The following is a 24,510-nucleotide window of genomic DNA, read 5'->3' as shown; positions in this document are numbered from 1 at the left end:
GCTTTATTGTTATTAAGTCACTAAATTATTACTAAGAGAATATTTACTTTGAATAAGTTATTTACGGAAACAGGGCTACGTTGGCTGTGGTTGACGATTATTTTATTAGCAATAGATCAAATCACTAAACAATGGGTTGCAGCAAGCTTTGATTATCGTGAAATACTCCCAGTATTACCTTTTTTTAATTTAACCTATGTGCATAACCCAGGAGCTGCATTTAGTTTTTTAGCTGATCAAGGCGGTTGGCAACGTTGGTTTTTTACCGCTATTGCTGCTATTGCTAGTGTCGTTTTTATTGTCTGGATGGCGAAAACGCCTAAACAACAAAAATTATTAAGTATTGCGTTTGCTTGTATTTTAAGTGGCGCTATCGGTAATTTAATTGATCGTGTGTTATTTGGTTATGTTATAGATTTTCTTGACTTTCACTGGGCTGGTTATCATTTTGCTGCGTTTAATATTGCCGATTCAATGATTTTCATAGGCGCAGCATTAATGATCTTAGACTCATTTAAACAAGAACCTATCAACAAAGATGTCGAGAAGTAAAAATTATGACCACATTAAATAAAACCCAAATAGTTGCAGATTCAAGTATTTTAGTACATATCACCATGAAACTAGAGGATGGCTCAGCAGCAGATAGTACTAAAGTTAATAATAAACCCGCTAAAATCATCATGGGTGATAATAGTATTTCTCCAGCATTTGAGCACGAACTTATTGGTATGAAAGTTGGTGAGTCAAAAGAGTTTACCTTAGCGGCAAGTGATGCTTTTGGTGAGTCTAACCCGGACAATATTCACTATATGGATATTGATAAGTTTACTGCTGATGCCCCAGCTGTAGTTGGGAATATTATTACCTTTACACAGCCTGGTGGAGAGTTGCCAGGTATGATTAAAGAGGTTTCTGGTAATTCAGTAACGATTGATTTTAATCACCCATTAGCAGGGCAAGCAGTCACTTTTGTGATTGATTTAGTCGATATATTATAAACTGTTAGTTTATTAATAAATCCAAACCTTTTAGAAAAAATTTGGAAGTTCCATGGAAATTATTTTAGCTAACCCTCGCGGATTTTGTGCTGGTGTAGATAGAGCCATTAGTATTGTTGATCGCGCTTTAGATATTTTTGGTGCGCCAATTTATGTTCGACATGAAGTGGTTCACAACAAATTCGTAGTTGACGGTTTAAAAAATAGAGGTGCTATTTTTGTTGATGAGCTGGTTGAAGTGCCTGATGATAGCACGGTAATTTTTAGTGCTCATGGCGTATCGAAAGCAGTGCGCCAAGAAGCTAAAAATAGAGCGCTCAAGGTGTTTGATGCAACCTGTCCTTTGGTGACTAAAGTTCATATGGAAGTTTCTCGCGTCAGTCGAAAAAATATTGAGTGTATTTTGATTGGTCATGCAGGGCACCCTGAAGTAGAAGGTACGATGGGGCAGTATGATAGTGATACTGCTGGAATTTATTTAGTTGAGTCGGCAGATGATGTCGCTAAATTAACAGTAAAAAATCCAGAAAAGTTATACTTTTGTAGTCAAACAACATTATCTGTTGATGATACTTCTGATGTTATTGATGCGTTACGTGCTAAATATCCATTGATTAATGGGCCACGTAAAGATGATATTTGCTATGCAACACAAAATAGGCAAGATGCCGTTAGAGCCATTGCTGATCAAGTGGACTTATTACTTGTTGTTGGCGCTAAAAATAGCTCTAACTCTAATCGACTCAGAGAAGTTTCTGAGAAAATGGGAACGACTTCTTACCTGATTGACTCTGCTGACGATATAGAGCTTTCTTGGCTAAATAATATAGGCAAGGTAGGTGTTACTGCTGGCGCATCAGCCCCTGCGATTTTAATTCAGCAAGTTGTCGATGCGCTAAAAGATAATGGCGGCCATGAAGTGATAGAATATCCTGGTCGAAAAGAAAACATCGTATTTGCAGTCCCAGTAGAACTACGCTAGTCTTATTATATAGTGTTTTAATAATTAACCAGCTAAGTGATTAGCTGGATTTTTCACGAATAAAAGAAGTTGGCATAGAGTAAATCAGAAAAAGTGAATGATGGGCTAGTTCTAGTCATTATTTGCAATGTAGTATTGAGTAACGCTAAACTCGTTAAGTTACCTGGTTGAGCTATCTTATCAAATTAACGATACCCTAAAATACTATGCTAAATTGAAAAACTATCTGATGTAATTTGTGCTTTAGTACAATCATGATTTCAGAGGTTTAGTATGTGCTATATGAGAAGAGAAAATGAGATAGCACCACTCACTTCTCTGTTTATACTCTGTTTTGGCTTGACCCCTTCTTATTACCCATTTCCTTCTGCTAGAACGCTATGTATTGTTAAGTCCTTTTCATATATAGCTTTTTATGTTCCTTTTTTTTTACACTTTATCACCTTAAAATTAAAAAATTCAATCGCTTTTCGTTTATTAGTCTGTCATTATCAGAGCATAGTCAAGGAAGTTAAGTATGATGAAATCAAATAATTTTAAGTACATTTGTTCTATAAAACGCTCTGTAGGTATGACGTTTATTGAAGTGTTAGTCGCTTTAGTTATTCTTTCAACAGGCATTTTAGGAGCGGTTGCACTGCAAGCAACAGCGAAACAAGGAAGCTTTGATGCAATGCAACGCTCTCTTGCTTCAAGCTTAGCACAAGATATCATTGCAAGAATAAGAGCGAATAACCCTACCACGATAAATGCCTATATTGCTGACGATTATGGTGATTCACTAGATGCCGTCCCCGGTAATCGTTGCACTGCTGCGTGTACTGCTGCAGAGCTTGTTACCAACGATAGATATGAGTGGGAATTAGCTCTAATGGGTGGAGATGTTACATCAGCACTTGGCAGCGCCGGTGGTTTACTTGGCGCTACAGGTTGTATCGCACAAGTTGGAAGCGCTATCACTGTGGTGGTAAGTTGGCAGGCAAGAAAAGATATTTCAGATGCAGCAAAAGTGGCTGGCTGCGGTACTGCCGGTGCTAAAAGGCGCCAAGTTGTAGTACAAGCTTTCATTATTTAGATGCTAGGTAAATAAACTATATGGTTAAGGTAATAAGAAATAAAGGAAGTTTATTACAACGAGGCTTTACTTTAGTTGAACTTTTTGTAGCACTAGTTATTGGCTTAGTGTTGTTCGCTGGGGTAATGAGTATCTTTGTTGGTATGAGAACTACTTCTGCTGAAACTTCAAGTTATGGCGAATTACAAGAAAATGGCCGTTTTGCCATCAGTTTATTGACTGAAGATTTATTAAGGCAGAATTTTTGGGGTGACTTCGATGGTGTTTTTAATACTCCAGCAATAGCCTTAGCACCAGGCTTAGCGGCACCTGGAAATGAATGTAATGGTGGTGGACTAAATAATGGGACTTTTCCAACGGGAGTTGGTCCATTTCGTACGCTTTGGGGAGAGGTCGTTGCTGATGCTTCACCTATGGGCTGCTTTAATGATGCCCGTATTGGCTCGGATGTTATTCAGATCAAACGCGTTGTCTCAACCCCTCTAGCAATAGCGCCAGCAGGAAACTTTCATCTAGTCAGTAATATGTCAGAAGGTGTACTTTTCACTTCAGGTGTTGTTCCTGCGATTAATAATGGCAGAGTTTGGCAGTATCAGCATCATGTTTATTATGTTCGAGATGAAGCACAAGGCGCTTCAGGTAATACGGTACCTGTATTAATGCAAGGGCAACTAACTAATCAAATGGCTTTTGCACCTGTGGTTGACGGTATAGAAATGATCCGTTTTATGTATGGTGTTGATACGACAACAGATCCAACATTACCGGGCTATGGCAGTATTGATGCTTATATTTCTGCGGATAATATGACTGAAGCTTTATGGAATAACGCTGGAGGAACACGTATTTTAGCGGTTAAAGTTTATGTTTTGGCGAGAAATATAATGCCGGATGCAAAATACACTAATACTAATACCTATCAGTTAGGCAATTTAGCCGTTGTTGTAAATGACAATTATAGACGATTATTATTTAGCTCAACCGTTACCTTGTTTAATGCAGGGGTTGATGCATGGTAAATAAAAAAATAGATAATGAGGTTGTTATGACTAAATTAACCGTTAATTTACAGACAAGGCAGCATGGTGTGGTGTTAATTGTCGCGCTCATTTTTTTAGTAGCGCTTACTGCCGTAGCCGCCGCTTTAATGCAAAATAGTACTACAGATATGAAAATGGCTGGTGCAAGTGAGATTAAAGAAGAGGCGGTACAAGCTACAATAAGTGCGGTCGATGAAGTGATTTTTAATCAAGTCGCTCCAGGGCAAGATAATTTATTTGCAAGGCCGCTTAAAGGAAATTTTCCGATTAACGATCAGAATGCGTTATTGCCCGGAACTAACACTGAAGCAACAGCAGTAGTTAACGTCGTGAATAATGATCTAGAGCTAGAGGTAGATTGTGCGCATTCAAAGAGCGCATCATCAACAGGGGTCTTTAATTGTAGCTCATTGAGAGTAAATGTCACTCGTATTTATGGTCGTAATGGTACCAGTAATATGAGTGCAAGCTCAGGCATAACACAGCAACTATTAAAATAAACTATACGAGTTAAATGACTAATCAAAGTAAAGTTAATAGGTTTAAACTTTAACTAATATTAGCTTTGAAGGAGAAAGTAATGGGTGGATTGATGAGGATGTTGGCAATAAGAGATAAGAGTAAGCATGCTACTTTAAGTATCGCTCTTTTGTTTATTGTGTCATTTGGCGTGTTTGCTGAAGATATAGAGCTATATATTAGTGATACGGCTACGCAGAGTCAAAAAAGGCCGCAGGTGTTATTAATATTTGATAATTCCGGTAGTATGGGAACTACAGAAACAGTTAAAGCTTCATATGACCCCAGCATAACCTATCCAGCGGTTGGTGGACTGAATTCTCTTTCAAGTAAGTTCATTTATTTTACTAAAGGCGGCGTAGATGGGGTTAGTTTACCTGTCCCTGACAGCCCTAGTGAATCTAGACGTTTTTTAGATGCCATTAACAGTTGTCAAGCAGCTCGAGATATACTTGATGTTTATGGATTTTATACAGGGCATATTAGAGAGTATAGTTTTAATGGAAACTCGGGGCGTTGGATAGAAATTCCGGATAATAATGGTGGTAATATTAATGTCATTGATTGTGAGGATGATGTACTTGCTTTAAATAATAATAATGCTGGAGTTGAGGGTAATGGTGGTAATGTAAGCCCTTTATCTGATGGTTACCCAGTTGATGGCGAAGGTACCCAGCAAGCACCGCAATATCATACCGCTAATGCGGTTGATTCAAACGTATCTTGGACGGGTCCTTTGGTTACACTTTATACGGATAACTATTTACGATGGTATCAAAGTACGACTATTAACAATGTTAATCGAACAAGATTAGATATTGCAAAAGAAAGTGTGACTAATCTCATCAAATCAACACCCTTTGTCGATTTTGGACTACAGATTTTTAATAGTAATGCTGGCAGTAACAGCAAGAATGGTGGCCGAATTATTTTTGGTTTACAAGAGTCAACTCTTGCCGCTAGGGCAACGTTATTAGATAAAGTTGATAGTCTAACTGCCAGCACATGGACGCCGTTATGTGAAACTTTATTTGAAGCTTCTCGATATTTCTCAGGAAAGGGGGTCTATTATGGTAATGATAATGATGTAAACCCAAAAAGAGACAAGAGTATTGAATCAGGTAATAATTATATTTCACCTTTTAATTCTTGTTCCGATAAAGTTTATGTTATTTTGATCACAGATGGTGAGCCAACTTGGGACATAGACGCTGACGATGAAATTCAAAACATGCCCGAAGCAGGTCAGGATCCTATGGGGGCAATATACACTGTCAGTACACCAAAGAGTCAAGATAGAGGCACAAGTTACTTACCGGCATTAGCTGGCTGGATGAAAAATAATGATTTAAATACCTCCCTCGATGGAAAGCAAACAGCTGAAACTTATACTATAGGTTTTGGGCAAGACGCACAAAATACAGCAGAAGCACTTTTAATTGAAACTGCTACACAAGGAGGAGGTAAGTATTTTTACGCTCAAGATACTGCAACCTTAACAGCGGCTTTAACCAATGTATTATCAAACTTAGAACCAAGTAACGACACACTTACGTCTGCATCTGTTGCTTCAAATAATTTTGACCGAACTGAGACACTTGATTATGTTTACTATGCCATGTTTCAGCCTGAGCGAGGGCCTCGTTGGCAAGGAAATTTAAAAAAGTATAAGGTTGTTGATGGCGTACAAAAAGGCAAGTCAGGCGAAAATGCAGTAAATAGCAATGGTTTCTTTTCTGAAGATGTGACAAGTTATTGGTCGCCAACTAAAGACGGTGACAGTGTTGCAAAGGGCGGAGTTGCTGAAATGTTGAGAGGGCTTGTAAGTAGCCGTAATATCTATAGTGATTTAGGCTCTGGAGGAGCATTAAAAGAACTAAATCGTACTAATGCCATCGCAACAAGTGCATTTGGGTCTAGAGCCGCTTTGGCTACAGCATTAGATGTAGCTGATGATGATGATGTTATTGATGATTATTTAGCCTGGGCTAAAGGGGTAAATACCGATGACGTTAAAGCCGAAGATGAAAGCATTCCATTCATGCGACCCGACGTATTTGGTGACCCACTGCATTCTAAACCTATTGTTATAAACTATGGCAATGATAAGATTTATGTTGTTGTGGGCACAAATCAAGGTGCTTTGCACATGTTCAAAGATGATAGTACCAATAATTCAGTGAGTGAATCATGGGCATTTATGCCTAAAGAACTATTTTCTAATATTAAACCACTTCGTGAGAACTATACTTCGGTAGGTAAGATATACGGTGTAGATGGCCAAATAACGTCACATATCGTTGACCATGATGGTGATGGTAATGTTAATGGTAATGATGAAGTGTGGATATTCTTTGGCTTACGTCGAGGAGGGAACTCATATTATGCTATTAATGTGACGAACCCAGAATCACCAGAGTTAATGTGGCATATTAAAGCGGGTGATACTGGCTTTGATGAGTTGGGACAAACATGGTCTCAGCCTAAGATCGCTTATTCAAAGTTAAATACAACAGGTAGTAATGCGAAGCCGGTGTTAATTTTTGGTGGTGGTTATGCTATTAGCAAAGATAATAATGGTATTGGTAGTGATGACAGTGTAGGTAAAGCTATATATATGGTTGATGCTGAACAAGGAACATTATTGTGGAATATGGCACCTGCAGGTCCTGGAGTTGATACTGTTTTTGCCGGTACCGATAGCATACCGTCAAGTATTGCTACACTTGATAGTGATGGGGATGGGTTAACCGATAGACTCTATACAGGCGATACAGGTGGTAATGTTTGGCGCATTGACATGCCAGGTAGTGATAAAACTAAGTTCTCAGTGTTTAAGTTAGCCAGCTTAGGGGGCGATAGCGCTAATACGGTTGATAGACGCTTTTTTAATGAACCTACAATTGCTAGGGCCATTATAACCGAGACTATTGATACAGGTGAGAACGATGCCAATGGCGATGACATTATTGTTCAACAAGAAACACCTTATGATGCTATTTTGATCGGCAGCGGTGATAGAGTTAACCCCTTAGGTACCGATACTGAGGATAAATACTTTATGATAAAAGATACTAATATTCGTAGCCAAACATTTCCTAGTACGACAACTCCCGTAATTCCAGTGCCAGCTACTATAACACTGGGTGATTTATATAATTATACAGACAACCCATTTGGGGCTACATTGAGCTCTCAAGATTTAGAGGCATTATCGTTAACTGTTAGCTTACACTCAGGTTGGTATGTAGACTTCACACAAACGGGGGAAAAGAGCTCTGCATCAGGCCTAGTTATTAATAATGTTGCTTATTTTACTTCTTATACCCCACCTGAACTCGGAGTTAACTCTGTGAGTTGTGACTTGCCTAATGGTCAAGGTTGGCTATACGCGATTGATTTAGCTTTAGGCACTAAAAAATATAATTGGGCGGCGGAAGACTCTAGAAATAGAGGTGATCATATTGCCATTGTTAATGAACAATTCTTAGGTACACCTACCTTAATTGTTACCAATGTTGATGATGGTGACCCAACGACTGATGACTCTACAGGCCAAATTATTGTTGGGAGAAAAACTATTGATGCTCCTTTACTCCCTAGAACATTACGTAATTACCTTTACATTGATGAGCAATAATAAGGAACAGATGTAATGAAAAAATTTAAAATTAACAACCTGCTTAATACAAATAAGCAAGCTCTAGGTTTTACACTAATAGAGTTGATGATTGTCGTTGCAATTGTTGGAATTTTAGCTGCGATTGCTTACCCTTCATATAGCGCCTATGTTATACGCTCTGATAGAGCTGAAGGGTTAAGTGAGCTATTACGGTTAGCTAACTTACAAGAACAATTCTTTATTGATAATCGACAATATACCGCTAGCCTAAGCCAGCTTGGGCTTGGTGCAGGCGCTACTTATGAAACACCTACAGGAAATTATTTAATATCTTCTGTGGTGGTGAATAATACTTTTACGTTAACCGCAACAGCGCAGTATAATCAAGTTCATGATACTGGATGTACGGCTATTACAGTTACCGATACTGGTACTAAAGCACCTTCAATATGTTGGGACAAATAAGATGAATCATTACATCAAATATATCTTAGGGTTTTATCTGTTACTAAATCACTATACTGTGTTTGCTAACGATAAAGTGGAAAATAATAGAAATGCAGTGAAGTGCCATGTCGTTTTAGCAAATAGCACTGAAGCCATCAGTTTATGGACGATACCCTACGAAGATTTTAAAGACTTAAAAGGTTTCGAAAACACTATTGTTGGGGCTAAAATATATGTCAAGCAAAGTGCTAATAAAGATAAGGCTGCTATAGATAAGGTGTATCAGTGCGTGCCAGAAGACGAGCAGTTTACTAGTCCTCAAGCACGACAACTAGATAAAAATTTGTATCGCTAGAGCTGCAAAGCTCTCCTGATTAATTATCTGTATAAATAAAAGCCTTTAAGAAGTAGCAACTAATTACAAACAATATTGTTGCTATTTCTTGTCTCATCTCTACCATCTCCATTTTGATCTGTGCTTACATAACTTCTTCCTGAAAGTGCAACTTCAACACCTCTTGAATAATCAGCATAGTTTTTTGGGCAATAGCTAAAAGTACCCACATTATTATTATCGAGTTGACCACTGGCATTGTAAGTTATACTGCTAAATGGGAATTGTAATTTATCACCGTCTTTAATCGCATCTTTTTGTTTTACTACTCCATCAGGAGATACAACACCTATGTTCACGGTCCAATCGTTAGCGCCAGAGCAGCCATTACCAGCTATAGGGCAAAGTGATATATTTCGTCCTTCGTTAATCGCGGTATTTCTAGCGGTAAGTACTAAACGCTGTATTTCACTTACTTCATTATCAGTGCGCATTTTTACAAGAAAGTCATTCAAACTTGGTAATGCTATTGCACTAAGAATAGCAACAATAGCTATAGTGACCATTACTTCAATCAGGCTAAAGCCTTTATGCTTTGTTGTATTCTCTTGGGGGGCTAAATTGCTCAACGGTTTGTTTTTTTTATAAGAAGTCATAGCTACATCATTGTAATTAGTTGATTAGGTAGTTATAACACCTTAGTTTATTGGACGCTAGTACCTAAATATATAGTTAACCTGAACATGAGATGGGTAAAATCACTTAACAAGCTATTTCGATGCTCTCAGCTATCATAGCTCACCTTATAGTTACCAATAAGGCTAATGAGCATTATTTATTTTAAGTACGTAAATCACCTAGTATGAGGTGGGTTTATCAATAAGAGCAGTTCTTAACACTAATCTAAATAATTTTTTTGTGGTATGAATAGTCAATACTTATAAGTGTTAATCACAAGTGATTTCTTGGTTCATTCTTGTTTCATCTTTGGCGTCGTTATCAGTATCAGAGGTTGTATAAGTTCTGCCAGAACGAGCTACCACAACTCCTCTTGATTTATCCTCATGTTGGTAAGGGCAATACCGAAATGTACCATTGCTTAAGCCACTTAAGTGCCCTGAAGGTTGGTAAATAACGCTCTTACGGCCAATACCGTAAATTAAGATATCACCGTCTTTGATTGCTGATTTAGTTCTTAGTACGACTTCATTTTCTGACGAATCAAGTTGATTGTTGTTATTACTATCGACAAATACAGTGAGATCTTTATGCCATTGTGTGGAGCACTGACCTGCTTGATTAAGTGGACATAATACAGCATTACTATTATGGTTTATTGCTGAGTTTCGAGTTATTAATAGCAAACGCTGTAGCATCGATATCTCGTCATCGACACGCATTTTAACAATAAAGTTATTCATGTTCGGTAATACCGTTACGGCTAGAATTGCTGTAATTGAAATGGATGACATCAACTCAAGTAAAGTTAATCCGCGAGATCTAGATATTGAGGTCTGAGAGCTTCTATGAGAAAGGGATGACTGAAAGTTCAACATATAAAATCCATTTTATAAACTGTCCTGACAATCAGTTATAGTTAATAAAAATGGATTTTGCTATTAAATAATAAGTTTGAAATTAAAATTAATCGTAAATGGTTGGTATCGCTTTTCTTTTGTGTTGCGTCTTAGTATAAATATTAATGATACGTTGGCTGACATTTGTCGAAATTGTTTTACCTTCTAAAAAGTCATCTAGGTCTTGATAGCTAATCCCTAAAGCATCTTCATCTGTTTTTCCTGGTTCTAAGTCCTCTAAATCAGCGGTAGGCACTTTATTGGATATAATGCTGCTTGCGCCTAATGCGTCAGCTATGGCTCTTACTTGTCGTTTTGAAAGCCCGAACAATGGCGCTAAATCACAAGCTCCGTCGCCCCATTTGGTGAAAAAACCCGTAATATTTTCTGCGCTATGATCTGTTCCTAGTACTAAAGCGCCTAATATGCCAGCAATATGATATTGGGTTGCCATTCTTGCTCTAGCTTTTAAGTTACCTTTAGAAAAGTCTATTGTTGTATCTGACGCGGATAATAAACTAGCTGAGTTCATTGATTGTAAAACGTCCTGGTGTAGTTCATTAACGCCAGATAGTATGTTAGTGGTAATACAATGGCTTGGCTGTATAAAAGCCAGTGCATGTTGAGCATCTTCTTCATCAGCTTGAACACCATAAGGCAGTCGTACCGCAATAAACCGGTATACTGTCTCTTCGCTACATTCATCGTTAAGTTGGTTTACGGCAAGTTGAGCAAGGCGACCACAGGTTGAAGAGTCTACACCACCGCTAATCCCTAGCACTAAATTAGTTAGACCTGACTGCTTTAGCTGCGCTTTAATAAAGTCAACACGACGGTTTATCTCAAAATTTACGTCGATAGTGGGTAATACTTTCATCTGTTTAATAATTGTTTGCTGGTCCATAGGGTATCCTAGTGCTTATTTTTAGGAGTCATTGTCGATAGTTTAACAAAATTAAAACGGAATTGGATATTGATATCTGGCGATAAACAAGCTGTAATACAATTATTATTAATATTACGCTAACGTAGAGAACAAGTATGAAAAAAATTGAAGCTATTATTAAGCCCTTCAAAATGGATGATGTAAGGGAGGCTTTAGGCGAAATAGGTGTTACAGGTATGACAGTCTCTGAAGTAAAAGGTTTTGGACGTCAAAAAGGGCATACAGAGTTATATCGCGGTGCCGAATATATGGTGGACTTTTTACCTAAAGTAAAGCTAGAAATAGTTATTGCTAAAGAAGATGTTGAACGTTGCGTTAATACCATATTAGAAACGGCGCAAACAGGTAAAATAGGCGACGGTAAAATATTTATCACCGATGTTGAGCGTATTATTCGTATTCGTACCGGCGAAGAGAACCACGAAGCAATTTAAGTTATGTTGTTACCTGCTAATAGCTAATAGGGTTAAGGCGCTGGCACGGTAAAGTGTCAGCTTTTTTTACAAAGTGAATGAGCTTAAAAAAAGAGTTACGTTTAATCGTTACAGGTTTATGAATTTATAGGAAAAATATTTTTAGGAGCGAGATATGCATGATCTAACCTGACTATCTAAAGCTACCAGTTTTTATGATGTCTTAAGGAGGTATCATGAAATATGTATCACAAGCGCTCTTGTTTTTTATGCTTATATTACTTAGTAATATAAGTAAAGCTACCACCATGTGTTCAACATCTGATGTTACGTTAACGGATGTGCAACTAGTTCCAGAAGTTCAAGTAGACCCTTTTCCAAATCCACCCTCAACGACTATTCCTACTACCAATTCTAGTGACTGTGTTGGTTTATTAAGTGGTAATGATAAGCCTTATCCATCTGGAGGAGGTAGTCATAATATTGGTGAGTACGGCGATGGCCTACTCAATGGAGCTGTTCAAACAGGTGGTAACACTGATGACTCACTTGCCCCATTTAATAAGTTATTCGATCCGTTCTATAATGAGTCAGATCCATTAGATCCTTTTGAACTCGATGGCTCTGAAGGTTATAACCCTGATTTAGCATTTATTTTGCCTTCAGATTTACAGGACTTAGATGGAGCTAATGACGGTAATAGCTATAAAACTGACCCAGGTTGGGTTTATTTAGGTAAAGAGGAAGGTGAAGGTTTTGATTATGCAACAGCAGGTAAGGGCTTGCTCGGAGAAACTAATGTTGGCTCTGTAGTAGATATAAGTTTTTCATGTGCGGTAGGCTCTATTGGTGGGGAATGTGTGTCAGGAGCTTGGTCAGTCATGCCTGATTATAATATTGCGAATACACTATTTGATTTATTTGGAGATGGTGTTTTTGATCATTTAGCACTCGTGTTTAAAACTGGTAATGTATGTGAAAAAGAAGAGGGCGAAAAAGGCAAGCCTGATTGTGAAAAGGGATCTAATTTTGCAATTTACGACTTCAATTTTAACATTTTACTCGGTGGTGGTTTAGATTTATCAATGCCTTATAATTTAGGCGGTGCATTTGATTTAGATACAGCCTTTGGTGGTAAAGGAATATCGCATATCTCTGTTTGGGCTAGAGATCCTGCATTTTCCAAGGAAATACCTGAGCCTAAATCAACAATGTTATTGATTATTGCGTTTATCTTACTCACACTTCGTCATAGAGCTCAGCGTAAATAATGCAGTGTCGATGTGATTACTAATGTTAAGAAAATAGACAGTATTAAGAAAATAGACAGAGTCGTCATTAAGAACTAAAAAGCTGAACATATATGTTCAGCTTTTTAGTTGCGTAAGTGAACTTAGTTAATCAGTTTATTATTAGGGTAATTAGCAGCTAATACTTGCAGCGTATTAGTCTTTAAGTCATCAAGCTCTAACTTTTCGTAACACTTTACCATCATTTCAAGTGCTTGTTCTACTTCAGGGCTCGGTGAGAAATACTCAACAATATAACGTCCACGGTTGGCTGCTGATGCATAAGCTTCACGTTTGTAATAAAACTCAGCTACTGCTAACTCATACTGAGCAAGTCTAGATTTAATAGAGATCATGCGCTTGCGAGAGTCTGCTGCATATTTACTTTCTGGGAAATCAGTGACGATGCGTTTGAAGTCTTCAAAAGCACTTTTAGATGCCGTAGGATCTCTATCAGATCTATCAATACCAGCCATATCTTGGAATAAATTCTCTTCCGTTGAGATATTAATTAAGGCGCGCATGTAATAAACATAATCAACGTTAGAGTTATTTGGATTTAAGCGTAAAAAACGGTCGGCTAATGCAATACCTTGAGCAGCATCGCCACTTTTATAGTATGCATAAATTAAATCGAGCTGTACTTGATGAGAAATAGGTCCAAATGGAAAGCGTGAATCAATTGCTCCAAGAATTTGAATAGCCTTTTGATATAAGCCACTATCGAGTGCCGCTCTTGCATCAACAAATAGCGCCTGTGCTGATTTATCCGGTACTTTTTCTAGTTCAGGCTCTGAAGATGAACAAGCTGTTAATGTTAAAATGAGAACCGCTAAAATAATTTTTATTGTTAATTTATCCATGAAATTTATGATCGCTACTTTGTTTTAATTAAAATAAATATCAAACCCTCTCGTAAACGGGTAAAATGTTTCTATATTTAAGAATATGCATTCTACCCTAGCAATCTTACCTTGCACAGTGCTAATACTGTGCAAATTGTGATTTGATTATTTACTAGGGCTCAAAACGATTTAAAGAGAGTTTAATGGCTGAAATTATTCAACACACAGATACTGTTCCTGATTCATGTTTAGGTAAACGGTTTGACCAAACATTAGCGCAAATGTTTCCTGATTATTCACGTTCACGCTTAAAAGATTGGATTTTAGCTGGCAATGTTACCGTAAATGGTGATGTACTCACACGTGCACGCGAGAAAATGTATGGCGGTGAAGTCATTACTATTGATGCTGAAGTCGAGTCAGAGTTACGTTTCGAAGCGCAAAATATCGCTTTAAACATTGTTTATGAAGATGACGATATTTTGGTGATTAATAAACCTGCGGGTTTAGTTGTTCATCCAGGTGCAGGTAATCCTGACGGTACAGTGCTTAATGCGCTATTACATCATTGTCCTGAACTTGATGTTGTTCCACGTGCAGGTATTGTGCATCGTTTAGATAAAGACACGACAGGTTTAATGGTTGTTGCAAAAACTATTGCCGCACAAACTAATCTTGTTGAAGCATTACAACTACGTGAAATTACACGTGAATATGAGGCGGTATGTAATGGAATAATGACCGCAGGTGGCGTAGTAGATGAACCCATAGGGCGTCATTCAACTAAACGTACCCATATGGCGGTTTCATTTACAGGGCGACCTTCAGTAACTCATTATCGTGTGATGGAAAAATACCGTTTACATACACGACTTAGGTTACGCTTAGAAACAGGTCGAACGCATCAAATTCGTGTACATATGGCACATATCACTCACCCGTTAATTGGTGACCCTGTTTATGGCGGACGCCCTCGTCCACCAAAAAATGCAACACCTGAGCTACTTGACAAGTTACGCAACTTTAAACGTCAAGCACTTCATGCGGCAATGCTCTCTTTATATCACCCTATTACGGGTGAGTTGATGACATGGCATGCTGACTTGCCTGAAGATTTTGTTGAGCTAATTGAGTTGTTGCAAAACGATACAAAATTAAATGCAAAAGAAGAATACTAAGCTCGGCCTCAATAATAGCAACCCCGCAATTGAACGGGTTAACTGGTCTGTACGTAATGTGCAGGCCTTTCAAACCACGCGTCATCATCCTAATATCACTAATAAAAATCTTTTTGATATTCAAAGCTCTTACGGTAACTTTAATTTAGGTTTACACGTTAATGATGATGAACAGCAAGTTAATCATAACCGCTGCTATATTGAGCAATACCTGCTTCAAGGAAAAAAAATTCAATGGCTCAATCAAGTGCACGGAAATGATGTTGCCTTTATTGAGCAAGTAAGTAGCGAACCATTAACCGCAGATGCTTGTATTACCGAAAATAAAGATATTGCTTTAGCTATTATGACCGCCGATTGTTTACCTATTTTATTGGCAAGCCATAATGGCGAAAAAATAGCAGCAATTCATGGTGGTTGGCGCTCTTTAGCTGCCAATATTATTGAAATAACCATAAAAAAAATGGCATTAAACACTACTGATATTCAGGTGTGGTTAGGCCCTTGTATTGGTGACAGTGCTTTTGAGGTCGGTAGTGAAGTCAAAGCGGCTTTCGTTAATATAAACCCACAATATTCATCAGCTTTTAAAATAAAAAATCATGATAAGTATCTTGCTAGCTTACATACTCTGGCAAAGATTCAGCTGATGAACTTAGGAGTTACTGCAATATATTCGCTAGCCGAGTGTAGCTACAGTTTACCTCAAAAATATTATTCTTATCGCCGTCGCTCAGTTACCGGCAGAATGGCATCTATTATTGCTCACATGCCATAAATTTCCCTCTCTTATTATATTTCTCTAATCGACTTCTGCTATTGAAAACGTTTCAAACAGACCTAATATTTAGTATTAATATCGTTATCAGATAAATCCTCAGTGATTTAATAAGCTTGATTACCTTTGGGTATCGCTCTGGGTATACAGAGTAGGAGAATATTTATGCGTTTAGATCGTTTCACACAATCGTTTCAAGAATCTATTGCCGATGCACAATCATTAGCTTTGGGTAAAGATCATCAGTTTATTGAGCCTATTCATTTAATGATGTCCTTGCTTAATCAAAATGGCAATTCAATCATTCCTTTATTAAAAAGTGCTGGCGTTGATGTTCGTACGCTACGCATAAAAATTGAAGAAGCGCTCCAGTCGTTAGCGCAAGTTGAAGGCAACAGTGGTGATGTTCAGTTATCTGCAGCCTCAGGACGCTTATTTAATTTATGTGATAAATATGCGCAAAAAATGTCAGACAAGTTTATTTCTTCTGAAATTTTTATTTTAGCAGCGTTAGAAGATAAAGGCGCACTAGGAAAAATACTACTCGAGTTAGGTGCAAATGAGCAACGCATTAAAGCGGCTATTGAGCATGTTCGTGGCGGGCAAAAAGTCGATAATCAAAATGCAGAAGATGTACGACAGGCATTACAAAAATACACGGTAGATTTAACGGAACGCGCTGAGCAAGGGAAATTAGATCCTGTTATTGGTCGAGATGATGAAATACGTCGAACCTTGCAAGTGCTTCAGCGACGCACTAAAAACAACCCTGTACTTATTGGGCAACCAGGTGTTGGTAAAACCGCCATTGTTGAAGGCCTAGCACAACGCATTGTTGATCACGAAGTGCCCGAAGGGCTAAAAAATAAACGGGTTTTATCATTAGATATGGGGGCGTTGATTGCAGGGGCTAAATATCGAGGTGAGTTTGAAGAGCGCTTAAAAGCGGTGTTAAATGAGCTATCGCAAGAAGAAGGGCAGGTTATTTTATTTATAGATGAACTGCACACTATGGTTGGCGCTGGTAAAGGCGATGGTGCTATGGATGCGGGCAACATGTTAAAGCCCGCATTAGCACGGGGTGATCTTCATTGTGTTGGCGCAACCACACTTGATGAATATCGCCAATATATTGAAAAAGATGCGGCTTTAGAACGACGCTTTCAAAAAGTCTTAGTGGAAGAGCCCTCGGTTGAAGATACTATTGCCATTTTACGTGGCTTAAAAGAACGTTACGAGTTGCATCATTCGGTGAATATTACCGACCCTGCTATTGTTGCCGCGGCGAGCTTATCTCATCGTTATATCAGTGATCGTCAATTACCAGACAAAGCGATTGATTTAATTGATGAAGCTGCTTCAAGTATTCGTTTACAGATGGACTCAAAGCCTGAAGATTTAGACCGACTAGAGCGTAAACTTATACAGTTAAAGCTTGAGCAAAAGGCGTTAGAAAAAGATGAAGACGAAGCCTCAATTAAAAGGTTAGCCACCATATCTGAACAAATTAATGCTCATCAACAGCGTTATGATGAGTTAGATGAAATTTGGACGACTGAAAAAGCGGCATTGCATGGTACACAAGCAATAAAAGAAGAGTTAGAGCATGCCCGTATAGAGCTTGAAGCTGCAAGACGTAGTGGTGATTTAAATCGTATGTCTGAATTGCAATACGGGAAATTACCTGAGCTGGAAAAGCAGCTCGATTTAGCAAGCCAAGCTGAAATGCAAGAAATGAGTTTGTTGGCGAATAAAGTGACAGATGTTGAAATTGCTGATGTATTGAGCCGTGCTACCGGTATTCCCGTATCGAAAATGCTTGAGCAAGAGCGTGATAAATTGCTTGAAATGGAAACTACATTACATAAAAGCGTTATTGGACAACATGAAGCGGTAACTTCCGTGGCTAATGCTATTAGACGTTCGCGTGCAGGATTAAGTGATCCTAACCAACCGATAGGATCTTTTTTATTTTTAGGACCTACGGGTGTTGGTAAAACCGAGCTAACTAAAGCATTAGCCAGTTTTCTTTTCGATACTGAAGATGCGTTGATTAGAATCGATATGTCAGAATTTATGGAGAAGCACTCTGTTGCTCGTTTAGTGGGAGCTCCTCCAGGTTATGTTGGGTATGAAGAAGGTGGTTACTTAACTGAGGCAGTACGTAGAAAACCATACTCGGTGATATTACTCGATGAAGTAGAAAAGGCACACCCTGATGTTTTCAATATTTTATTACAAGTACTTGATGATGGACGTTTAACTGACGGGCAAGGTCGCACCGTTGATTTTAAAAATACCGTTATTATTATGACCTCTAATATAGGCTCAGATATTATTCAAGCTTTTGGTGATGATAGCCGTTATCAGGAAATGAAGGCTCAAGTGATGGCCGAGTTAAGTCAGCATTTTAAACCTGAATTTATCAACCGTGTTGATGAGTCGGTTGTATTTCATCCGTTACTTGCTGAACAAATAAAACAGATTGCAGGTATTCAGCTCAAAGGCTTATCTGAGCGTTTACTTACACAAGAGCTAACGTTGTCGGTTAGCGAAGAAGCACTCTCTTTAATTGCAGAAGCAGGCTTTGATCCTATTTTTGGTGCTAGACCATTGAAAAGGGCTATTCAGCAGCAAGTTGAAAACCCATTAGCACAGAAAATCTTGTCGGGTGAGTATGCTAAAGGTGCGCAAATTAAATTGAGTACTACCGGTACAACACTTGTTTTTAATTAACCTATAAAAGCCTATTTTGTAAGCTCTTATCTTTATAGCACTATTATTTAAGGGTAAATAATAGTGCTAGCTATTGTCCTCGTCATATCTAACGCTCGAGTGACGGTTTATTTATTATCTTAAATATAACTAATGATGTTACTTTCATGCTGATACTTTATCAGCAGCCCAGTGTTCGATATTAGCCTGCTCAATATAAGTGTCAGTATTTTTTACATATTTGGTTGTTGTTGTTAATTAAGCGTAAAGTAATTGTTTTTATGGTGTTATCTTATTGGTTTTAAATTGTTTTTTTTTAATATTTAGAAAGGTGATAATTAGGTCTGTTTTTTGCAGTTAACGCGTTACTGTTGGTTTAATGGTTGCATAAGCATCATTAGCCAATGTGAATAATTATAATAAATAGTCACTCTATTAATAGGAAGTAACATGTTAAATAAATTAATTTTACGCGCTTTTTTGTCAATATCTTTAATGATAAGTTTTATTAGCGCTAGTAATGCGACATTATTGAGTCAAGAGATTCTAAACGGTGGAAATGTTATCGGTAGCATTACCATTAATGTTGATAATGCACAGGAATGGGATTTCGAAGACTCTTATGTTGAAGACTTTGTAGCATTTGATCTTTTAGGATTTAACTTATTAGATTTTAATGATTACGGTATTGAAAATTACTTTTTTGAAGCGCATTTTAATCCAGAAAATCTTTTTGCAGGTTTAATTACTTTAGATTTCGATTTAAATGATTTTGGCTTTAATTATGCGTGGGATGGTTCGATATGGAATGATCCTAGTTTTGATTATATCAGTGTCTTTGCAGGTCCTGAGAATATTGCTTTTTATTCACCAAACGTATCTTTTGGTAAAGTGAATGTGGTTCCTACCCCTGCAACGTTAGTCTTATTTTTAACGGCGGTTTTCGGTTTAGTTGCTCGTCGTATAAATAGCTAATATATATTATAAATATACTTTATATAACAAATACTTAAATAGAAAAGCCTTACTTTTGTAAGGCTTTTTTCGTTTAAGTGTTTGGTTTTTATATAACAATAGGTTACGTATTTAATTATTCAAGTTCTCATTTAATCTACTAGCCCATAATGTAAGTTCAGTGACTAGAGTATTTACATAACTCATTAGTGAATCATAGTTATACTTCGATTTAGCCTTAGGGTAATAAACCTACTTTTAAAAAATTACTGCTAAAGTATATATTAAGTTTATTGGTTAGGTTAATTTTATCTAATTAACTTCCTGTATTTTTAATAAGTGACCTGAGGTCGGGATAATAAATTCATCTCAAACCGGGTTGGATTCCTTCGCAATAGACTTCCTATTGACGCATAAACCTGCTTTGCTAGCATTGAAAATTGTTAGCTAGAGAATGAAACCTGAACTATTGTTTTTAATCTTAGTGGCTATTAAATTTCTTACTCTGAGTTCAAGTTAAGTATTTTACCTAGCGGGGTTGTTAACTTTATTTTAGTTTTTTATTACGTGCTAATATCTTGAGCAGAATTAAGGTTAATAATACTATGCAGGAAAAATGTATTTGTTAGATATGTTTTAATTACTTAATTGTCTTTATATAAAAAGCCCCGTTAAATCACTTTAACGGGGCTTTTATTAATACAGACTTTTATTTAGCAACTAAGAAAGGAGTTAAATAAAAATAGCGTTATAGTTAATTACCTAACTCAAGCACTGTTGTGCCTTCGACATCACCGTCAGCGTTATAATAAGTAACTGCGCCCATATAAATCATACCAGGTGTTAAATCGCGAGTTGTAATCGTTGTGTAGTTATAACGACCTTTTATTGCTCTACTACTTGATATAATACGCGTTGATGAAAAGGCTTGATCTGCAACCCAACCCATCATCGTATAATCTGTACTTTCTGCGCCTTTTAAGTCTTTACCATGAACAAAAGCGATATATAAGTTACCAGTAGCACTATCGTTAGCTGCAACTGGATTAGTGAGTATAATATCTTCATTTGAGTCACCTGATGTCGCACTATCTACCGAGCTACAACTCCAATTTACACAGTGATATAGGTAAAAATCTAAATTAGCGTCCGCAACATCGACTAAACCAGAACGTAGGCTAAAGCGGGCTACTTGCGTGCCTTCAGGGATGGTAAAACCATGGAAGCCTAAGCCTGGCTCATTGAAGCTAAATGTAGCATTATCATCTTGAGTAACCGTTCTACTTGAGCCAAATGGAGCAACTAAGCCGGTATAATTTATTGAAGTGGCACCCGTGTAGTTATATTTCACTGGGAACCTATAACGTCCACGTTCCAATAAACCTGAAACTTGAACAGGTACTTCAATCTTAATGTCAGCAATTGCTTTTACTGCAATAGGGCTACGTACACTATGACCAGAATTATCAGTCCAAGTAATAGCACCAAACTTCCAAACATCTGTTTCAGTTGCTTCTGTTTTAGTAAAAGTTAATGCATAGCTTGCTGTGCCATCAACCGCAACATCTAATGTATTGCTTGGATTAATAACACCATTTGCATCAAATGTTTGTAATTGAACATCAATACCTAATGGTGCTTCTATAGTAGCAGTATAGCTTGATGCGCTAGCGCTAGCATTTGAAACGGTTCTTGTAATTGTTTCTGGTGCTTGTAATTCCGCAATACCGATAGAAGGTAAATTTAATTGGCTAGGATCTAGACTGAAACCAGACTCTTCTAATGATGTACAAGTAACTCCCATACTTTCTACATAAGATTCATTGCCAATACCACACAAGAAGGCAAGATAATCGGCAGTATTGGTATCGTATAATAAACCAGGGTTTAATGAGGCAACTGGCGCCACATGACCCGCACCAAAGTTGAATGGGTCAGCAGGTGTTACGCCATCAGGCTTCATTACATCCTGATATGCATTAGTCATCATTGCTGATTTGATTTGTGCAGGTGACCAAGTGCTATTTGATTCTTTAAATAACGCGGCAATACCTGCTATATGAGGTGCAGCCATTGAAGTCCCTTGTAAGTACCTAAATGAATCACCTGAAGCACTACTGACTGGGTTTTCACTATAAGCAGCTAAAATTTTAACACCTGGGGCTGTAATATCTGGCTTTATAATATCGTAACTTGCAGTATTAGGCCCAAGAGAAGAAAAATCTCCCATGATGTTGCCAATAACGGGAGTTGAAGCAAAGGTTTCAGGGGATAATGTCACTTCCACTACCTCACCACCTGTAATTGCTATATTGAGTGCATCACCATTAGTTTTACTTATCATAACTCCTGGAATATCGAAAGCACCATCACCGCCCATAATAATAGGCGTATCATCAGTGCTGTATACAATAACTGCTTTGGCACCAGCTAATTGCGCTCTTTCAACTTTTTCTGAAAAAGGACAACCGCCTCGGCTAATTAAAGCAATATTACCTGCAATGCTTGCTGCATTATCAAGTTCGCTTGCAACTCCACCATCAAAACAGGCAACTAAAGGCTCTGCAATCACTACATTTTCGATAATAGTACCGGATTGCCCTAATGGTTTTGTAATAGCTCCCTCTACAGCTACAATAGTTTCTTGTGGTGAGCGTGAAGAGTAAGTTAAACCTTGAGTTAATGCTGTTCCGTCATAAGTTGATGCCCCAACAGTCGTTATCCAAGGTGCTGGAGTGCCAATTGTTTCTGGGCCATCTCTACCACTATTACCCGCAGATACAGCAACAAAAACCCCTGCGTCTGAAGCACGGAGCATAGCTGCTGTTGGCGGTGTTGTAAGATCAGTGCGGCTGCCACCAATTGAGTAGTTAATTACATCAACACCGTCAGCTACGGCTTGATCAATAGCAGCCATAGTATCACCGTACATACAGCCTGCTTGGCTGTCACCAGTAATCGGATCTTTGTAAGAGTCATTCCAACAAGCTTTATATGCTGCGATACGTGCTCTTGGAGCCATACCTGATATTTGACCTGTATTAGCCGCATAGCCATTAATATTGACAGTACTGGCTACACCTTCGTTACCTGCTGCAGTGCCTGCAGTATGGCTACCATGACCAGAAGCATCTCTTGGAGAATCAATTTCTCCTAAGTCATATTGAATATCATAGGCATTCTCAAAAGAGTCTTTAAAGTATCTAGCACCTATTAACTTGTTATTACAGCTAAAAGCTTCATCTAAACCACTGTCACAAGCACCTAACCAGCCTAGCGTCGAAGGATCACTATAACTTCCATCGTCCGAAAAGCTAGGGTTTTCAGGCCATATACCAGTATCAATAATACCAATAACAATATCTTCGCCTTTAATATCTAACGTATGTTGTCCAGTTTCAGAAGTTAACCCTAGAAACTTAGGGGTGTTAGCGGTTGAAACATGTTGAACTTTATCTTCCCAAACACCAATAACATCTGGATGATTTTCTAAAGATGCTTTTTGAGATGGCGATAAAATAGCACTAAAGCCATTAAAGGTATGTTTAAAAGAGTAGTTGATATCAATAGAACCAATATCTTGAGCAACAGATTTTTGCTTTGTTTCTAAAGCTAAATGATATGCTCTCATTGCAGGGGTGTTAGCATTATAATTATTACCCGCAACTGCTACTTGTTGGTTACTCGGTAATAATTCGCCTATATCTTTAGCTTTTTCAATGGATGATTGTCCTTTCAACTGAACAATATAACTAGCTGTTTCAGTTGCTTGCGCTGTATGAGATAAGCTGTCTCCGGCCAGCTTTAACTGGTTTCTATCTACTGACACTTCATTTGCATAGCTTGAAGTCGCTAAGGTTAAGGTTATTACACTACCTAAAATGGATCTTTTTAGTTGCATCTATCTCTCCAATTATTATTATTTATTCGCTAAATATTGAGTTGAGTATTGCCACCTTAAGTTTAAATAAAAGTTAAACTTAAGGCTGAAGCTATTAGCGATTAATATTTAAAGCAATAATAGTGCCTTTGTTATTAAAATGTTAAAACTGTTGTTATATCTCACCTTTATATATCTTGAATGTAACTTTATGTAAATAAACTGTAAATAAAATTTACAGTTGTAATTGGTTGCTGTTAAAACTCAAAGTGCCATTTATGTTTTTTGTTTGGTAATTATGGTTTATTTTAGTTTTTATTTGTTATTTTGTTTTTTTTTGTTTTTTTTTGTTGGTTTTTGTGTGGTTTAGTATGTTTTTACTGTTTATTTGTTGGTGTAAAATAAGTTGACAGAAACACTTGCAGAGATACAGGTGAGAGGGAGACGTTAATAGTAAAAGTGAGTTGTTGGTAACGATTGATATTACTGTGGCTTGAGCTCGACTTTTAACCATGTAGCCGTATTTATAGTCGAACAGTCATTAAAATGAAAATAACCCTTGCGCATTCAAGTTAGCTCTCTATAATGCGCTCCAGTTCCAAGGGCTTCAGCCAAAAAGAAGCCTGAAAGAACTGTTTTGATAGCTTATCTACTCGTATTATCGAATAAACAAGCCACTTAACGTTTACTTTTAAATGATTTTAAAATTATTTTAAATTAAAGGTTGACATCAAAACTCGGAGGCGTATGATACGCATCCTGCTTCGGGGCTACGGCAACAAGCACGATACTTACCAGTAGCGATGATAATGAGCGAATGCGACTCTTATCTTCTTCTTTAACAATTAGTTATCATGCAATTTGTGTGAACACTCACTTTATTGATGTTTTACTTAAGTTCTTAGCTTTTATAAG

20 protein-coding genes are annotated in these 24,510 nt (G+C 37.6%); 15 read left to right on the top strand and 5 right to left on the bottom strand.

Annotated features, from left to right (window positions below; translation table 11 throughout):
* Positions 1-48 precede the first annotated feature (48 nt).
* From lspA to ABD005_RS00060, 9 genes are all read left to right on the top strand, one after another.
* Positions 49-552, top strand: a complete 504-nt coding sequence (gene lspA, locus ABD005_RS00100) for a signal peptidase II (protein ID WP_343813452.1) — start codon at positions 49-51, stop codon at positions 550-552.
* A 5-nt stretch (positions 553-557) separates the two neighbouring features.
* Positions 558-1,001: an FKBP-type peptidyl-prolyl cis-trans isomerase gene (gene fkpB, locus ABD005_RS00095; protein ID WP_343813449.1), complete on the top strand. Its 444-nt coding sequence runs from the start codon at positions 558-560 to the stop codon at positions 999-1,001.
* A 52-nt stretch (positions 1,002-1,053) separates the two neighbouring features.
* Positions 1,054-1,983, top strand: coding sequence for a 4-hydroxy-3-methylbut-2-enyl diphosphate reductase (gene ispH / locus ABD005_RS00090; RefSeq protein ID WP_215979515.1), 930 nt, complete (start codon positions 1,054-1,056; stop codon positions 1,981-1,983).
* Positions 1,984-2,500: 517 nt separating this feature from the next.
* Positions 2,501-3,058 carry a type IV pilus modification protein PilV gene (gene pilV / locus ABD005_RS00085; RefSeq protein WP_343813446.1) on the top strand — a complete coding sequence of 186 codons (558 nt, stop codon included), beginning with the start codon at positions 2,501-2,503 and terminating at the stop codon, positions 3,056-3,058.
* 20 nt (positions 3,059-3,078) lie between these two features.
* The gene (locus tag ABD005_RS00080) at positions 3,079-4,077 is read left to right on the top strand and encodes a PilW family protein (RefSeq protein WP_343813444.1); all 999 of its coding nucleotides are present in this window, start codon (positions 3,079-3,081) and stop codon (positions 4,075-4,077) included.
* Positions 4,071-4,598: a PilX N-terminal domain-containing pilus assembly protein gene (locus ABD005_RS00075; RefSeq protein ID WP_343813441.1), complete on the top strand. Its 528-nt coding sequence runs from the start codon at positions 4,071-4,073 to the stop codon at positions 4,596-4,598. The genes ABD005_RS00080 and ABD005_RS00075 overlap by 7 nt, the downstream gene beginning before the upstream one ends.
* A gap of 80 nt (positions 4,599-4,678) precedes the next feature.
* Positions 4,679-8,257, top strand: a complete 3,579-nt coding sequence (locus ABD005_RS00070) for a pilus assembly protein (RefSeq protein WP_343813438.1) — start codon at positions 4,679-4,681, stop codon at positions 8,255-8,257.
* A gap of 15 nt (positions 8,258-8,272) precedes the next feature.
* A complete protein-coding gene (locus ABD005_RS00065; protein ID WP_343813435.1) occupies positions 8,273-8,704 on the top strand; it encodes a type IV pilin protein in 432 nt (143 codons plus the stop codon).
* Position 8,705: 1 nt separating this feature from the next.
* Entirely contained in the window at positions 8,706-9,041 is a 336-nt protein-coding gene (locus ABD005_RS00060) for a TapY2 family type IVa secretion system protein (RefSeq protein ID WP_343813432.1), read from the top strand.
* A gap of 59 nt (positions 9,042-9,100) precedes the next feature.
* On the opposite strand, the gene ABD005_RS00055 is transcribed toward ABD005_RS00060, so the two are convergent.
* From ABD005_RS00055 to nadE, 3 genes are all read right to left on the bottom strand, one after another.
* On the bottom strand, positions 9,101-9,676 hold the full coding sequence (locus ABD005_RS00055; RefSeq protein ID WP_215979509.1) for a GspH/FimT family pseudopilin: 576 nt from the start codon (positions 9,674-9,676) through the stop codon (positions 9,101-9,103).
* 291 nt (positions 9,677-9,967) lie between these two features.
* A complete protein-coding gene (locus ABD005_RS00050; RefSeq protein WP_343813427.1) occupies positions 9,968-10,576 on the bottom strand; it encodes a GspH/FimT family pseudopilin in 609 nt (202 codons plus the stop codon).
* 88 nt (positions 10,577-10,664) lie between these two features.
* The gene (nadE, locus tag ABD005_RS00045) at positions 10,665-11,501 is read right to left on the bottom strand and encodes an ammonia-dependent NAD(+) synthetase (protein WP_343813424.1); all 837 of its coding nucleotides are present in this window, start codon (positions 11,499-11,501) and stop codon (positions 10,665-10,667) included.
* A gap of 137 nt (positions 11,502-11,638) precedes the next feature.
* Here nadE and glnB point away from each other — a divergent pair, with 137 nt between their 5' ends.
* Both glnB and ABD005_RS00035 read left to right on the top strand, forming a co-directional pair.
* Positions 11,639-11,977 (top strand): nitrogen regulatory protein P-II, encoded by a 339-nt coding sequence (glnB, locus tag ABD005_RS00040; protein WP_343813421.1) that lies wholly within the window; start codon positions 11,639-11,641, stop codon positions 11,975-11,977.
* Between the two features lie 215 nt (positions 11,978-12,192).
* Entirely contained in the window at positions 12,193-13,227 is a 1,035-nt protein-coding gene (locus tag ABD005_RS00035) for a hypothetical protein (protein ID WP_343813418.1), read from the top strand.
* A 122-nt stretch (positions 13,228-13,349) separates the two neighbouring features.
* Here the strand turns inward: ABD005_RS00035 and ABD005_RS00030 are convergent, their stop codons facing one another.
* Positions 13,350-14,108 (bottom strand): outer membrane protein assembly factor BamD, encoded by a 759-nt coding sequence (locus ABD005_RS00030; RefSeq protein WP_343813416.1) that lies wholly within the window; start codon positions 14,106-14,108, stop codon positions 13,350-13,352.
* A 185-nt stretch (positions 14,109-14,293) separates the two neighbouring features.
* On the opposite strand from ABD005_RS00030, the gene rluD reads away from it, so the two are divergent.
* The 4 genes from rluD (at position 14,294) to ABD005_RS00010 (ending at position 19,736) form a co-directional block, all read left to right on the top strand.
* Positions 14,294-15,268 (top strand): 23S rRNA pseudouridine(1911/1915/1917) synthase RluD, encoded by a 975-nt coding sequence (gene rluD / locus ABD005_RS00025; protein ID WP_215979504.1) that lies wholly within the window; start codon positions 14,294-14,296, stop codon positions 15,266-15,268.
* Positions 15,249-16,046, top strand: a complete 798-nt coding sequence (gene pgeF, locus ABD005_RS00020) for a peptidoglycan editing factor PgeF (RefSeq protein WP_343813414.1) — start codon at positions 15,249-15,251, stop codon at positions 16,044-16,046. The genes rluD and pgeF overlap by 20 nt, the downstream gene beginning before the upstream one ends.
* Positions 16,047-16,211: 165 nt before the next feature.
* On the top strand, positions 16,212-18,782 hold the full coding sequence (clpB, locus tag ABD005_RS00015; protein WP_215979502.1) for an ATP-dependent chaperone ClpB: 2,571 nt from the start codon (positions 16,212-16,214) through the stop codon (positions 18,780-18,782).
* Positions 18,783-19,211: 429 nt separating this feature from the next.
* Complete coding sequence (locus ABD005_RS00010) at positions 19,212-19,736, top strand: hypothetical protein (protein ID WP_343813411.1); 525 nt, start codon at positions 19,212-19,214, stop codon at positions 19,734-19,736.
* A 733-nt stretch (positions 19,737-20,469) separates the two neighbouring features.
* On the opposite strand, the gene ABD005_RS00005 is transcribed toward ABD005_RS00010, so the two are convergent.
* Positions 20,470-23,616, bottom strand: coding sequence for a S8 family serine peptidase (locus ABD005_RS00005; protein WP_343813409.1), 3,147 nt, complete (start codon positions 23,614-23,616; stop codon positions 20,470-20,472).
* Positions 23,617-24,510: the final 894 nt, after the last annotated feature.

Origin of the sequence: Colwellia asteriadis (assembly GCF_039523295.1) — a bacterium.
Classification (GTDB): domain Bacteria; phylum Pseudomonadota; class Gammaproteobacteria; order Enterobacterales; family Alteromonadaceae; genus Colwellia; species Colwellia asteriadis.
The sequence above is the reverse complement of the archived record's forward strand: the minus strand, read 5'-3'. Positions and strand labels throughout refer to the sequence as shown.

Bases quoted from the DNA above. Each gene is read 5' to 3' on its own strand.
- ABD005_RS00055 (WP_215979509.1), bottom strand. From the start codon at position 9,676: ATGACTTCTTATAAAAAAAACAAACCGTTGAGCAATTTAGCCCCCCAA.
- ABD005_RS00035 (WP_343813418.1), top strand. From the start codon at position 12,193: ATGAAATATGTATCACAAGCGCTCTTGTTTTTTATGCTTATATTACTT.
- ABD005_RS00005 (WP_343813409.1), bottom strand. From the start codon at position 23,616: ATGCAACTAAAAAGATCCATTTTAGGTAGTGTAATAACCTTAACCTTA.
- nadE (WP_343813424.1), bottom strand. From the start codon at position 11,501: ATGGACCAGCAAACAATTATTAAACAGATGAAAGTATTACCCACTATC.
- ispH (WP_215979515.1), top strand. From the start codon at position 1,054: ATGGAAATTATTTTAGCTAACCCTCGCGGATTTTGTGCTGGTGTAGAT.
- ABD005_RS00030 (WP_343813416.1), bottom strand. From the start codon at position 14,108: ATGGATAAATTAACAATAAAAATTATTTTAGCGGTTCTCATTTTAACA.
- ABD005_RS00075 (WP_343813441.1), top strand. From the start codon at position 4,071: ATGGTAAATAAAAAAATAGATAATGAGGTTGTTATGACTAAATTAACC.
- rluD (WP_215979504.1), top strand. From the start codon at position 14,294: ATGGCTGAAATTATTCAACACACAGATACTGTTCCTGATTCATGTTTA.
- ABD005_RS00070 (WP_343813438.1), top strand. From the start codon at position 4,679: ATGGGTGGATTGATGAGGATGTTGGCAATAAGAGATAAGAGTAAGCAT.
- ABD005_RS00050 (WP_343813427.1), bottom strand. From the start codon at position 10,576: ATGTTGAACTTTCAGTCATCCCTTTCTCATAGAAGCTCTCAGACCTCA.
- ABD005_RS00080 (WP_343813444.1), top strand. From the start codon at position 3,079: ATGGTTAAGGTAATAAGAAATAAAGGAAGTTTATTACAACGAGGCTTT.
- ABD005_RS00060 (WP_343813432.1), top strand. From the start codon at position 8,706: ATGAATCATTACATCAAATATATCTTAGGGTTTTATCTGTTACTAAAT.
- glnB (WP_343813421.1), top strand. From the start codon at position 11,639: ATGAAAAAAATTGAAGCTATTATTAAGCCCTTCAAAATGGATGATGTA.
- ABD005_RS00010 (WP_343813411.1), top strand. From the start codon at position 19,212: ATGTTAAATAAATTAATTTTACGCGCTTTTTTGTCAATATCTTTAATG.
- ABD005_RS00065 (WP_343813435.1), top strand. From the start codon at position 8,273: ATGAAAAAATTTAAAATTAACAACCTGCTTAATACAAATAAGCAAGCT.
- clpB (WP_215979502.1), top strand. From the start codon at position 16,212: ATGCGTTTAGATCGTTTCACACAATCGTTTCAAGAATCTATTGCCGAT.
- pilV (WP_343813446.1), top strand. From the start codon at position 2,501: ATGATGAAATCAAATAATTTTAAGTACATTTGTTCTATAAAACGCTCT.
- fkpB (WP_343813449.1), top strand. From the start codon at position 558: ATGACCACATTAAATAAAACCCAAATAGTTGCAGATTCAAGTATTTTA.
- pgeF (WP_343813414.1), top strand. From the start codon at position 15,249: ATGCAAAAGAAGAATACTAAGCTCGGCCTCAATAATAGCAACCCCGCA.